Annotated in this window: 14 protein-coding genes and 2 tRNA genes; 7 read left to right on the top strand and 9 right to left on the bottom strand. The window is 41.3% G+C overall.

Annotated features, from left to right (window positions below):
- Nucleotides 1–169 precede the first annotated feature (169 nt).
- Entirely contained in the window at nt 170–748 is a 579-nt protein-coding gene (locus GKO22_RS08855; protein ID WP_166334246.1) for a suppressor of fused domain protein, read from the top strand.
- Between the two features lie 252 nt (nt 749–1,000).
- Here GKO22_RS08855 and GKO22_RS08860 read toward each other — a convergent pair whose 3' ends face one another.
- The 4 genes from GKO22_RS08860 to GKO22_RS08875 all read right to left on the bottom strand — a co-directional run bounded on the left by GKO22_RS08860 (nt 1,001) and on the right by GKO22_RS08875 (nt 2,906).
- Nucleotides 1,001–1,288 carry a type II toxin-antitoxin system RelE/ParE family toxin gene (locus GKO22_RS08860; RefSeq protein ID WP_206367860.1) on the bottom strand — a complete coding sequence of 96 codons (288 nt, stop codon included), beginning with the start codon at nt 1,286–1,288 and terminating at the stop codon, nt 1,001–1,003.
- The gene (locus tag GKO22_RS08865) at nt 1,251–1,484 is read right to left on the bottom strand and encodes a hypothetical protein (protein ID WP_166334248.1); all 234 of its coding nucleotides are present in this window, start codon (nt 1,482–1,484) and stop codon (nt 1,251–1,253) included. The genes GKO22_RS08860 and GKO22_RS08865 overlap by 38 nt, the downstream gene beginning before the upstream one ends.
- Before the next feature lie 126 nt (nt 1,485–1,610).
- Nucleotides 1,611–2,675: a 3-dehydroquinate synthase gene (aroB, locus tag GKO22_RS08870; RefSeq protein WP_166334249.1), complete on the bottom strand. Its 1,065-nt coding sequence runs from the start codon at nt 2,673–2,675 to the stop codon at nt 1,611–1,613.
- Nucleotides 2,676–2,699: 24 nt separating this feature from the next.
- Nucleotides 2,700–2,906 carry an RNA-binding S4 domain-containing protein gene (locus GKO22_RS08875; RefSeq protein WP_166334251.1) on the bottom strand — a complete coding sequence of 69 codons (207 nt, stop codon included), beginning with the start codon at nt 2,904–2,906 and terminating at the stop codon, nt 2,700–2,702.
- Nucleotides 2,907–2,992: 86 nt separating this feature from the next.
- Between GKO22_RS08875 and GKO22_RS08880 the strand changes: the two genes are divergently transcribed.
- Together GKO22_RS08880 and GKO22_RS08885 are read left to right on the top strand one after the other, a co-directional pair.
- Nucleotides 2,993–4,192, top strand: a complete 1,200-nt coding sequence (locus GKO22_RS08880) for a proline dehydrogenase family protein (RefSeq protein WP_166334253.1) — start codon at nt 2,993–2,995, stop codon at nt 4,190–4,192.
- On the top strand, nt 4,192–4,797 hold the full coding sequence (locus tag GKO22_RS08885) for an HAD family hydrolase (protein WP_166334255.1): 606 nt from the start codon (nt 4,192–4,194) through the stop codon (nt 4,795–4,797). Before GKO22_RS08880 ends, GKO22_RS08885 begins: the two co-directional genes overlap by 1 nt.
- Nucleotides 4,798–4,837: 40 nt before the next feature.
- On the opposite strand, the gene GKO22_RS08890 is transcribed toward GKO22_RS08885, so the two are convergent.
- Together GKO22_RS08890 and GKO22_RS08895 are read right to left on the bottom strand one after the other, a co-directional pair.
- The gene (locus GKO22_RS08890) at nt 4,838–6,172 is read right to left on the bottom strand and encodes a hypothetical protein (RefSeq protein ID WP_166334257.1); all 1,335 of its coding nucleotides are present in this window, start codon (nt 6,170–6,172) and stop codon (nt 4,838–4,840) included.
- Nucleotides 6,173–6,185: 13 nt separating this feature from the next.
- The gene (locus GKO22_RS08895; protein WP_240920229.1) at nt 6,186–6,770 is read right to left on the bottom strand and encodes an RNA polymerase sigma factor; all 585 of its coding nucleotides are present in this window, start codon (nt 6,768–6,770) and stop codon (nt 6,186–6,188) included.
- 239 nt (nt 6,771–7,009) lie between these two features.
- On the opposite strand from GKO22_RS08895, the gene GKO22_RS08900 reads away from it, so the two are divergent.
- Complete coding sequence (locus GKO22_RS08900) at nt 7,010–7,855, top strand: universal stress protein (protein ID WP_166334261.1); 846 nt, start codon at nt 7,010–7,012, stop codon at nt 7,853–7,855.
- Between the two features lie 9 nt (nt 7,856–7,864).
- Here GKO22_RS08900 and GKO22_RS08905 read toward each other — a convergent pair whose 3' ends face one another.
- Genes GKO22_RS08905 through GKO22_RS08915 form a run of 3 tightly spaced genes read right to left on the bottom strand, consistent with a single transcriptional unit; the run spans nt 7,865 to nt 11,512 of the window.
- Nucleotides 7,865–8,458 (bottom strand): LytS family sensor histidine kinase, encoded by a 594-nt coding sequence (locus GKO22_RS08905; RefSeq protein ID WP_166334263.1) that lies wholly within the window; start codon nt 8,456–8,458, stop codon nt 7,865–7,867.
- Nucleotides 8,459–8,479: 21 nt separating this feature from the next.
- Nucleotides 8,480–9,073, bottom strand: a complete 594-nt coding sequence (locus tag GKO22_RS08910; protein WP_166334265.1) for a DUF502 domain-containing protein — start codon at nt 9,071–9,073, stop codon at nt 8,480–8,482.
- 6 nt (nt 9,074–9,079) lie between these two features.
- Nucleotides 9,080–11,512 (bottom strand): bifunctional UDP-N-acetylmuramoyl-tripeptide:D-alanyl-D-alanine ligase/alanine racemase, encoded by a 2,433-nt coding sequence (locus GKO22_RS08915; RefSeq protein ID WP_166334266.1) that lies wholly within the window; start codon nt 11,510–11,512, stop codon nt 9,080–9,082.
- A 351-nt stretch (nt 11,513–11,863) separates the two neighbouring features.
- On the opposite strand from GKO22_RS08915, the gene GKO22_RS08920 reads away from it, so the two are divergent.
- The 3 genes from GKO22_RS08920 (at nt 11,864) to GKO22_RS08930 (ending at nt 12,883) form a co-directional block, all read left to right on the top strand.
- Complete coding sequence (locus GKO22_RS08920; RefSeq protein ID WP_166334268.1) at nt 11,864–12,610, top strand: DUF6733 family protein; 747 nt, start codon at nt 11,864–11,866, stop codon at nt 12,608–12,610.
- Between the two features lie 107 nt (nt 12,611–12,717).
- Nucleotides 12,718–12,793 (top strand) — tRNA-Gly (locus GKO22_RS08925).
- Nucleotides 12,794–12,798: 5 nt separating this feature from the next.
- Nucleotides 12,799–12,883, top strand: a tRNA-Leu gene (locus GKO22_RS08930).
- Nucleotides 12,884–13,052 lie beyond the last annotated feature (169 nt).

Below are 13,052 nucleotides of genomic sequence, written 5' to 3' on the forward strand. Positions count from 1 at the left end.
ATCTATTATAGTTTCTATTGTGTGTTTATAATCTATCTATAACTACTTTATTCTGATTCTATCCCAGCAAGGAATATTCCATTCGAAAAATGTAGCCAATATGACAGCGTGGCGCTGAAAAAATAACAGTCAATGTGTACTTTTGCGGGCACAGTCCTTACAAAACGTCATGTCATTGTTTAAAAAGCCTTATTTTATGCGTTCCGGTGTGGAGCGCTTTAGAGATCTTTTAGAAAAGGAAATTGGTCAGCGATGCGAGGTGTATCGGCACCCTTCGACCAGTCGCAAATTGCCCGCGGTATTTGTATTGATGTTCAAAAACTTCCCAGATCCGGAATACATGACGGCTTACAGCTATGGTTTATCAGCATCAAATGGAAAAGACCAAGGATTTGCTGGACGAGAACTGGTGATTCAGATCAAAAGCAATTTAGATAACTGGGGACATGTGCTGGGATTTCTAATTAGCCATTTACGAGGTGATTGCCCATTCGATGTGGGACAGATTATACGTTTTGGGCAGCCGATCGCAGGAGATTCTAGTATGGAGCATTTCTTAGTGCACGATGCAGATGAAGACTTGGGTACCTCAACGAACTTCATCTTGAGCAAAAATTATGGCGTATCGCTAGTACAACTGAGTCCTATCTACGGCAATGAATTAGCTGTTATCAATAAGATGGGCTGGACTGCTTTCTATTCTCGCCTGCAATCGGTTAAGAGCGATATAAATCGCAATCCGCTATAAATAACCTAATAGATAATAGATCACGATAAAGGCGATAATAGTTCCAAAACAACCAAAACCTAATTTACGAGCGCCCCATCCGGCAATCAATGTCTTAAATAATTTGTTCATCTGCTTCTCTAGTATAGTTGCATTAGAAAACACGAAGTGTGAGTGAATTGTTTTGGTGACCTAAAGTGGGGATGGGTTTTCGGATGGACAGATTGTAGATCGAGGACGGCTTAAATCTTTCGTTTTGTCGGATTTTGCCTGTTAGAGAAGAGAAAGTATCTCAATGTTATTTTCATTCACTCTATAGTAAAGCGTATTATATTTTAAGACAATAGCTTTATAAATGAGTTTTAATTCTGATTTAGGGAAAATATTTGGGTTGTGAGAAATCAATGCTATTGTTTTCTCAATCTGTAAAACCAGCCTCCGAATTTCTTTATCTGCAAAATTTTCTTCGAGGTAAGTTATAGTATTGGCAAGTTCAGCAAGGGCATTAGCCGTCCAATAAACTTTATAGCCACTTTTCATACAACCTTCTTGCAGTAGCATGTGGCTTTACATTACCACTATCAGCATCCGAAATACCTTTCTCAACTGATAATTGTTCTTCGCTTGAGATAACATCCCACCAATCCTTCGTTTCCTGTTCTTTGAATTTCATTAATTTTTCAATGATTTCCTGATCTTCTAATGTGGATAACCATTGAATTAACTCAACTTTCTTATCTGATGTTAGAACTCCCATTTCTGAATTGATTTAATCATTGTTCAACCTAAAGATACAAATTTTTGCGGCGAAACTGTTTACCACATCATCTTCCAATGTTTGCGACTTTAATTCATTGGAACGCTAAAAACTTCGTTCTACAAACTAACTCCCCAACCCCCGATAATAATCGAGTGCAGCTTTAATTCCTGCTTCATCCACGTATTTGTTGTACGTGCAGTCGCCAATTGCATTCAGCAAAGCAAAACCAATCTGATTTGCTTCGTTCTTTTTGTCATTGCGCATCAAGCGGAATAATTCTTCATCGATAGATGGGGAAATGTTGTAATACGGATAGGTGCGCAAAAGATATTGTTCAATCTCTTTCAGTTCTTCTGCAGACAGCGTACCTGATTGTGTAGACAGATAGGCTTCGCATAGCATACCAATTGCTACGGCTTCGCCGTGCAATAAAGGATTCTGATCGTTCGCGAGAGAATAACCTTCTACCGCATGGCCAATAGTATGACCGAAGTTCAAAATCTTACGGATACTATTTTCTGTTGGGTCTTCTTTTACAATCTTATTTTTGATCATCACCGAATCGTACACGATCTGTGTGTCGATATCGTCAATATTGATTTGCTGGCAACGCTGAAAGAGCGCTTTATCCTGTATCAAACCGTGTTTGATGATTTCGGCGAAGCCGGACAAAAGTTGTCTTGAATCCAGTGATTCTAAGAATTTGCCACTAATAAAAACCGCTTTAGGTTGCGTAAAAGTCCCGATGATATTTTTGAAGTTATCCAAATCGATTCCTGTTTTACCACCTACGGAAGCATCTACTTGCGCGAGTAATGTCGTTGGAATTTGGATAAAATCGACACCACGTTTGTAAGTAGAAGCCGCGAAGCCGCCCATATCGGTTACAACGCCACCACCCAAATTGATCATCAAGGCTTTGCGATCAGCACCAAAATCGAGCATGGTTTTCCAAATACCGATACAGTAATCGATATTCTTATTTTCTTCACCAGGATCTACTTCGATGATATCATAATCCACGATTTCTGGAATAGCAGCCTGTAAAATCGGTAAGCAGTGGTCATTGGTATTGATATCTACCAAGATCAGTACATTGGAATATCCACCATCGGTGATAAAGGATTGTAAACTCGACAGGTCATCTTCAAAGTACACCTTATAACCCAAACTTTCTATCTGTTGCATAACTATTAATCAATCATAATGTACTTAGACGACCTCTACGATCTGTCCTTCGAATTCTACTTGGTCACCTCGCTTTACCTTCAATCTCTTGCGGTAATCTACGGTACCATTGTACTGAACCATCCCCTCCTCAACTACATATTGCGCCATCGCACCGTGCTCCACCCAGTTCATTGCTTTAAGCAATTGGATAAGGTGAATAAATTCGCCTTTCAATACAAATTTTTGCATAGCCAAAATTAAATAAATTACGTGCATATCCAGCTTTTAATTCAACAATTACTTAGTTTTGCAGGAATAAACACAACACGACATTGATGGAAACCTTAGGAGCGCCTATTAAGTTGGATTTCAACGATACGGCGACAGCTTTCAGAACGAAAAGTGATGCTGATCTGAACAAAGCTTATTGGCTATTTAAAATGGTATCGAGCAGTGCTCTGATTAAGGTAGGAACCCCCATAACCAACTTCTCTTTGCAGATTGGCTTACCTATTCAGGGTATTATCAAAAACACGATTTACAAACAATTTTGCGGAGGCGAAAGTATTGAAGATTGTACCCGTTCTATTCGCGAATTGGGCGAAGGAAATGTGACCACGATCTTAGACTATTCGGTAGAAGGTGAAGAATCTGAAAGTAGCTTTGAAGATACGTGTGCAGAAATCGTAAATACGGTCGCATTTGCTAAGCATGAAAAACTCATTTCTTTCTGCGTTTTTAAACCAACAGGTTTAGGTCGATTTGATTTATTCGCGAAGCGCGATGCCAAACAATCGCTCACTGATCTGGAGAAAATCGAATTTACACGAGTACTAGAACGTTGCGAACGTATATGCGCTGCTTGTCATGAAGCAGGGATTCCGGTTTTGATCGATGGTGAGCATTCGTGGATACAAGACACGATCGACGATATCTCGCGTGATATGATGGAGAAATTCAATCAAGAAAAACCAATCGTATACAATACATATCAGCTTTACCGTCATGATAAGTTGGCTTCGCTAAAAGCGGATTTTGCGTATGCTTCTGTACGTAACTTTCATTTAGGTGCAAAATTAGTACGTGGTGCATATATGGAAATTGAGCGCGATCGCGCCAAGTCAGAAGGCTATCCTTCGCCGATACAACCCAATAAAGCAGGTAGTGATACAGATTATAATGATGCAATTCTATTCTGCCTAGATCATATTGATAAAATGGGTTTGATGGCGGGTACACACAATGAAGATAGCTCTCGCTTACTAGCAGAAGAAATGCATAAGCGCGATATTGCACATCATCATCCCAACATTTGGTTTGCACAATTGCTGGGCATGTCAGACAATTTGTCTTTCAATTTAGCAGCGGCAGGTTATAACGTGGCCAAATACATGCCTTACGGACCTGTAAAATCGGTGATGCCGTATTTATTTCGCCGTGCTCAGGAGAATACTTCTGTAGGCGGACAAACGACTCGCGAGCTAGGTTTGATTATCGCGGAAAAAGAAAGACGTAAAAAAGTAAAAAAAGGTTAATGACTATAGCGGACAAAACACAAAAGCTCTTGGAACTATCAGCCTCGTACGATGCGTTATTGTACGATGTAGACGGCACATTAGCGGACAATATGTCCGCGCACAAAGCGGCTTACGCTGCCGCAGCATTGGAGTACGGTATCCACTTGGATACCGACCTTATTGACGAAACGGCTGGCTGGCCAACGATAGCTGTTGCGGAATTGATTGCCCAGCGTTATGATAAGACCTTTGACTTTGACGAGTTTGCCTTACGCAAATCCACGATTTTCCGGACGGAATATATTCAACAAACCAAACCAGTGGAGCATGTGATGCAGCATCTGCGTCAAGAATTAGGCAACAAGAAGATTGGGTTGGTATCTGGCGGCACCAGAAAGACTTTAGAGATTACGCTCGAAGTGATCGGTGTGAAAGGATTATACGAAACACTTGTTTGTGCAGGCGATACGCCAAACGGCAAGCCCTCACCAGAACCTTTTTTATTAGCTGCAAAACAATTGAATGTTGATCCAGAGCGCTGTTTCGTTTTAGAAGATGGTGATCCAGGCGTGCAAGGTGCGATTGCTGCTGGCATGGGTTGGGTGCGTATCGATCAGCTGTAGATTAGATACGTCACCTATTATTTTTTCTTGTTTCGAATTTTTAGAAGTTGGTAATAACGCGCAGACCTCCATTAGTATAATTCATATCTGCTCTTTTGAAGTTACCGACAGGCAACTTCACATAAGGTTCTAAAGAAACGGATGGTCCACGCCTAATTTTCAACTCTTTACCAACCGACATATTTACAAACCCACCAAAACCGGATGAATTCACATTCGTATTAGCCGACTCCATGGTACGTACCACGGGCTGCACGGCCGCTCTCATTTCACTTTCATTGCTCGGCAATCCCGCGGCATACGGATTAGCATTCACATTTTCAATATAGTGTGCAAAACGTTGCTGTCCTAGCACGGCCGCATAAGAAACACCAACACCGGCATACAGACCTTTGTAAAAAGAATATTTGGCTTCTACAGGAATATCTATGGTGCGCACCATGCCCGTCACGGAGTTTACATTGGGAATCAATGGCATACGCGCCATTAAACTTTTGCTGGAAAGCCCCACATCGTTTTGTAATGGTCGCTCTGGTGCCGCAGCTACTTCCATCGAAGCGACTTGAGATGGATCTCGCAGCGCGCCCACTTCGTATTGCTGAAATGATGCACCGGTTCGCACGCTTAATTGTTTTGTAACATTATAGGACAGCATTAGTCCACCACCAAAGTTAACTTTTTGATCGGTAGATGAAGGTGCTACTACCAAACCCACATTGAACTTATCACTGAATCTAAAACGCTTGCTTTCGCCCACCACTTCTTTCATTGCAGCAGTAGTGACGCCTTTACTATCTGCAAAAACAGATGGGAACACACCGTCTTCTCTCGCAAACACTTCTGAATCATCCGTATCTGGCAGAAAAGACAATCTACTTTCTGATAACTTAATATCATTATGTATATCTCCAGATTGCGCCACTAAAACAGGTTGCGTAGGCATCAGCCAAGATTCTACCACATGGATGGCAGACAAGCGACTGTCTGGCGCTGCGCTCAAAACAGGTTGATATGATTCCATCAGCTGTGTTGCTGCCGAATTAGGCACAATGACCGATTTTTGCGCTGCTCGAGGTGTTGGAACTTGATCAATAGTTGAAGGTGCAATTTGCTCTGTAGATTGCGAACTTAAAGTAGGTCGATCAAGATCAGACTGCGAATTGAAATACCACATGCCTAACACGGCCAATGCCGCACAAGCAGCAGCACTGCGCACCCAAAGCGGTATTACGCGTTGGCGCGTAGTTTTACCTAAGTGATCTTTTCGAAAGTGTTCCCAAGCTCCCTCTTCATAAGGCAATTCGGTAGACGCTTTGAGCTGTTCGACTATACGGTCAACAATGTCCTTTTCTTGACTGTTCTTCTTTTCCTTCATGTTAAACCCGATACTAGGATTTTATATTTTCTTGATCCATAAATTTGCTATACAGTATGCGTAGCTTTTGCTTTGCTCTGGTGAGATAAGTTCTCGATGTACTTTCGGGTACATCAAGCATTTTACTAATCTCTTCGTGTGAATAGCCTTCTATCTCATACAAATTAAAGATTGCTTTCTGAATGGGAGGTAGACCATCTAATAGCTTTAAAATATCATTTGCTTCTAGACTTGACGTCATGTTGACGGAAAGATTTCCAATCTCGGTGCCCTCTTCGTCATCAATGAATTGCATCTGCTTCTTTACTCGCAACATGTCAATCGCCGTATTGACCGAAATACGCGCCATCCAGGATCGAAAAGTTTTTTCCAATACTTCATCATCCGGATGCTGTTCGAAGCTATGTAGTTTGCGAAACACCTTCACAAAACTTTCATTGATAATTTCTTCGGACTCCACTTCCACCTTCACATATCGCAAAACCACCGCCTTCACATACCCGTAATACTTTTTATAGATAAATGCTTTGCTGTGCTCCGAATCAGACACCACACAACCCTCCAGCGCGACTCTTAATGTCGGTGGATGCTTACGCATGACATATTTCCGTATAATTTCCAAGCGAGCTAAATCAATATCTTTAAGTTACGCCTATTCTTCGATTTATCTCTGTCCGCTTGTACAGATTCTGTTGACTGCATATTCCATCTGTAGAGCAAAACGATCAAAGTATGTTTGGCGCTACAAGCATAGGTAAATAATAAAGTCTTTGCAACACCTCTATTTAAAACAGAAAAATAATGTAAATTTAAAATAACATTTATAAACCGCTTCATATGAGAACCATATTATTCCCCACTGATTTTTCAGCATTGGCAGATAATGCTTTTATATATGCTATCCATTTGGCCAAAAGTGTCGACGCTAACCTGAAAGTACTACATAGTTATATGTCGCCTGTCTTTGCTTCTGTACATCCCGGGCAACCGGAGATATTAGGTGAAATGTATGCGAACGTAGAAAGCACAGAGCGAGAGAAGTTTCTGAATAATACCCCTCACCTGATGCAAAAGGCAATGGATTATGGTTTTCCAGAAGATCGCATCTCGTTTCTATTCGAGGAAGGGCCTGTTGCTTCTGTGGTACGAGAGTTATCCAAAAAACAGAAATTTCATCTTATCGTGATGGGTACGCATGGTCAATCGGGTTTTCTGGATAGGATAATTGGCTCCAACACAGTTTCGGTTATTGATTCGGTCAAAACGCCAGTCATTGCCGTGCCGCCACATGCGCGTTTTTGTGGTATCAATCGCGTCGTATTTACCACATTATTCAGAGAAACGGATAAGATTGCATTGCGCGAAGCGTTGATTATGGCGAGAGAAGTTGGCGCAGAAACCACCTGTATCCACGTCGTGACGCAATCTGACCTAACCACTGTCGGTAGACACATGGAGCAATGGTGCGAAGATCATAAGCGGTATACCGTACAGTTTAAATTGTTGGATAAAGTAGAAAGTGTAGAGCACACCATTACCAATTATATATTGGATAACAATGTTGATATGCTTGCGGTGATTAAAAGAAATCGAAATTTCTTTGACCGATTATTTAAAGATAGCACCACGCACAATCTCACCTTTCATACTAAAGTACCTATTATTGTATACCACGAGGAATAAGGAAAAACGCTATTCGTATTTGAGAAAGAGTGTCGCTTTGAACGTTTGGGAATTGCTATTGACAAACAGCTCATGCCTGTCTGGGTGGAACAATTGCAGGCGTTCGCGGTAATACGTGATGAGTTCGTCTTCGCCCTGATTCTCTACATAATGGTTTACACGATTACTCACTTCAAGCAGAATACCACCTTCGGAAGCACTTATACGTACTTTGATCGGAAACTTGGCCATAGAGGCATAGCCATTTTTCACCGCATTCTGTATCAAAGGAAATAGCATGAGCGGTTCTATATGTGCTGGATGATCAGACACCTTTGCATTAAATTGTAAATAAAACTCCTCGGTCTGAATATCTTGCATATGCTCTACATAATGCTGCAGCATCTGCACTTCCTTCGCTACGGACCAAGGCGTGTACATTGAGCAGCTTGCTATTTCTTTCTGAAAATTGCCTAATTCACCTAACCGATTAGCCTGAGCATAACCGAGCAGAAGCGACGTATCGCTTTGACTTAACTGAAAGCTCAGCCGAGCTTGCAACTCCATCCTGAGGACATCCACCTCTGTTTTATTTCCAAAAAAACGCGCTATGAATTTGCTCATTTTAAATCTCTTTAAAAGGTGTTAATCCAGACTACTCACACCACCAGACACGACTAGTTTCATCGCTTCAGTGGCCGACATATGCAATTTAGAAACGCGTTCTGCCTTGACCACTACCACTTGCCCAGCAAATGAATATGAATAGGGAAAATAAACCAACACCTCACCTTCCAAATGAATAGCTTTGAGATTACGCTGTGTCAGAAACCCGATTTTCTTCAATCCTGTCTCATTGATTTCGACCAAAACCGGCTCGTTAAACTTTTTAGCATCGCCTACAAAAGCTTCTGTAAAATCTTTAATAGAGGAATACAAGGTATTAAAAATCGGAATCCGATTTACCATTCGGGCCATCCATTGCTGAATAGGCACCGTAACTAATGTTGTAAAAACAAATCCTACTAACACCAGTACTACAATGACGGTCACAATGCCCATTCCTGGAATATAACGTGGCGCTCCGTGCTCGTCTTCGATCAGATGTGTCAGGTTCAGCGCATTATCTAAAGTTGCTACTAACCAGATAATCAAAAAAACCGCTCCCGCTAATGGAATCACTACTAAAGTACCTTTGATGAGGTAATACAAGAAACGTTGGAAAAACTTTCTAAACATAATATGTTATTGATAATAATAGACACGCTTTACGCGCGCAGAGATATTGACTAATAATTCGTACGGTATCGCACCAATGTTGCGCGCCATGGTTTTGATATCAGGAAAAACGAGTACTTCATCACCTTCCGCTACATTTAGATCGGTCACATCAAGCATACACATATCCATACAGATATTGCCGATGGTACGCACTTCTTGTCCGCGGATCAGCATATACCCAATTCCATTCCCAAAACGCCGATCGTAACCGTCGGCATAGCCGATTTTGACCGTCGCAATCTGACCATCTTTTTCTAGCACACCCCGTCGGTCATATCCTACCGTATCGCCTTTTTTCAAACTTTTGATCTGTGTAATCGTTGTCTTTAACTGACTTGTGGGCCAGATATCCAATCCGCTGGCATTCAAATCCACACCGTACAAACCAATCCCCAATCGCACCATATCAAAATAAGCGGATGGCCAGCGCACAATACCGGCAGTATTGCACATGTGCTTGATCACTTCATAACCTAGCTCCTGCTCCAATCTATTCACTGCGATTTCGTATTCTGCGATCTGCTGCTCGGTAAAAGTCGTTTGTGTACGACTTCCTGCAGCTACCATATGCGAGAATATAGAGAGCACCTTCAGTGCTTTAGCCGCTTTCAGCTCCGAGATTAATTGTGGAATTTCTACACTTAAAAAACCCAATCGGTGCATCCCGGTATCCAGCTTGATATGTATCGGATAATTGACGATGTTTCTTTGATCAAGATAATTCGTAAAAGCTCTTAAAATTCTAAAACTATAAATCTCCGGTTCTAAATGATGACTGACTAATCGATCGAACGTAGATTCATCGGGGCTCAACACCATAATAGGCAAAGAAATACCGCCCTGTCGCAGCTCTACACCTTCATCCACGAAAGCAACCGTAAGGTAATCGACGCCATTATATTGCAACATATTGGCTACCTCAAAACTACCGCTTCCATACGAGAATGCCTTCACCATTGCCATCAATTTTACGTCTGTTGGCAGCAGTGAACGATATTGCCTCAAATTATGCTCTATGGCATTGAGATTAATTTCTAAGACGGTACCGTGCGATTTCGCGGTAAGGCGCTTCACAATCGTTTCGAAATGAAATGCGCGACCACCTTTCACCAAAATAGTTTCGTCCGAAAAGACTAAAGTAGGCCAATGCCTATCCAGATCCTCGGTATCAGCAAAAGTGAGCACCTCACAATCTAAACTTTCCAGCGCGTTCACCGTCGTCCCCACCCAGATAAGTCTGTTCAAGGTATAGGCAGATAACAGTTCACGCAGCTTGTCGATATATTTGGGCGCCTCTGGTAATCCCATGATTTCCGACAAAATTAGCGTCCGCTTTGGATGTTGATGTTGGCGCTCCAGAAAATCTAATGCAATCTTCAACGCACCCAAATCATTGGAATACGAATCGTCTATTACTGAACAATTATTGATGCCAGACTTTAATTGCAAGCGCATCTCCACAGCTTCCAGATTGCCGATACGTAGCGCAATCATAGACCAATCATAATCCAGATGCCGCATCACGAAGACGCAAGTCAAACAATTCTCAATAGACGCTTGATCTACAAATGGGAGCGTTACCGCTATTCGTTCTTGTTGCTCTCGGATAATGACATCCGTAGAAGAAGCACCAATTACTATGGATTCGATCTGCCAATGATTGGCGGGCGCAACACCCCAAGATAATGGTTTATCGCTAGTTATAAGTTGCTCGTTCGCCACATACTTGGCTGGATAAATCAGCACTTCGCTATGTCGAAACAGCTTTAATTTTTGTTCCAATTTTGCCTGCTTAGTTGAGAATCCATCTGCATGTGCCACACCAATATTGGTAAGCACACCGATATCTGGCTGGATCATATCGGCCAAGCGTTGCATCTCTCCTTCTAGACTGATTCCGGCTTCGATGAGCGCAATATCATATTGATCGCTCAAATGCCAAAGAGAAAGAGAGACTCCCAACTGGGAGTTGTAGCTCTTCGGACTTTGATAAACCTTCTTATCGGGAGATAATAGTTGATAAAGCCATTCTTTCACGATCGTTTTGCCGTTACTCCCCGTAATACCAATAATTGGATAATGATATCGACCTCTATGATAGCTAGCCAAAGCCTGTAAAGCACAGATAACATCCTCCACCCAAAGAAAGTTAGCCATAGGGAACAGGGAAATATCAAGATCGCTCTTAGATACTACAAAACTACGGACTCCTCGCTCGTAAGCTGCCGCAATGTACCGATGACCATCTCGAACAGCACGTATGGCAAAGAATAAAGATTTTTCCCCTTGATATACTTGCCGACTATCATAAACGAGCTCGGTAATAGTATGATCAGCAACAGGAAGGATAGTCTTCTGCGCAGCGATAATACTAGCGATGTCGGAAACCAAATACATAGGATCTAAATTGAGAAACGAAGTTCACTATTTTTTCGAACAATCTAAAAGAATACGCAAATATAATGCGTCCGATAAAAATCAACATTTCACAGATATTATTATGATAAAAAAACAAATAGAGACCCTGTAAGAGGTAATAAATTGAATAAATAATTATATAACCATAAAATTTAGAAAAACCACAAAACTATAAAGCCTTAAAATCATAAAACAAATTTTATTATACCATTTTATTGCTAAAAACACACAAAAACAAAATATTTATTAAAAAATATACATGATTTATTATTAATAATTGAAAATTTCAAATATATTTGATCATTAATCAATTAATTCAATACAAAAAATATGGATCTATTAAGAAAAATCACTAAAATCATTGCAATCATTGTAGCTTTTACAAATTTAACTACAGTTCAGGCGCAAACCGACGATGTAACCGCCTCATTTGGACTAACCAGCGATCAATTCTTTGGATTCGCACCCAATTTCACATTAGAATACAAGCTAAGTGACAAAATTGGTCTATCGACCTACGGAATTTTCTGGGGAGCTGGAACTGGAGCAGCTTGGGGAAACTGGACGGAGTTCGGTGGTGGTGTCAACCTTTATCTAAGTGAAGGAATTACCCTAAACCCAAACTTGGGCTTTACTTTCGGAAACTTATTGTCTAAAGGAGCAGCCGATGGACAGCTTGGTGGTATCGCAGGTGATGGTATCGTACCCAATGTCTTCTTTAATGTAGATATACCAAAATTCGAATCAGAGATTTACGCAGGTTATTATGCGCCACTTACGGACAAAGCGCCAGTTGGTGGATCTACTTTGGCTTATTTGCATTACTGGGCAAATGCTGGATACAAGGTAAGTCCTGCTTTCTCCTTCGGAGCACACTTCGAACATCTGCGTAGAACAAAAGATGATATCGGCGGTAAGCTAGATTACTACCAATGGCTTGGACCGTATGTACAATTCAATGTTCCAAAATTTGCAAGCTTTGTACGGTTGTCAGCGGGTGCAGACTTCGTGAAGACAGGTGATATCGCCGAGAACTCAGAATCGTTCTATAAGTTATCGACCGGATTTTCTTTCTAAACTATTATTACCCAACACAAACAACAAACAAAGTACTGCATTCGCGGTACTTTTTTATTTTTTCCTTTGCGTAGCCGCAATATTCCTATATATTTGCAGCACCAAAAGCGAAAGTAGCTCAGTTGGTAGAGCACGACCTTGCCAAGGTCGGGGTCGCGAGTTCGAATCTCGTCTTTCGCTCCACAATTGCCTAGGTGGTGAAACTGGTAGACACGCAGGACTTAAAATCCTGTTCCCGTTAAGGGAGTGCGGGTTCGATTCCCGCCCTAGGTACAAAACCCTCTTTATCAGCAAGATAAAGAGGGTTTTGTTGTTTATAAACCTTACAAATCAATGCGTCAACATCTCAAATAGAAGTCAACTTGTAACGAATCGAAAGAATCCCGTGGAAAGTTGAAACATGAATCGTACTAACATATAACCGGAATTCTATTTAATTACA

The sequence above is a fragment of the Sphingobacterium chungjuense genome, from assembly GCF_011316935.1.
GTDB classification, from domain to species: domain Bacteria; phylum Bacteroidota; class Bacteroidia; order Sphingobacteriales; family Sphingobacteriaceae; genus Sphingobacterium; species Sphingobacterium chungjuense.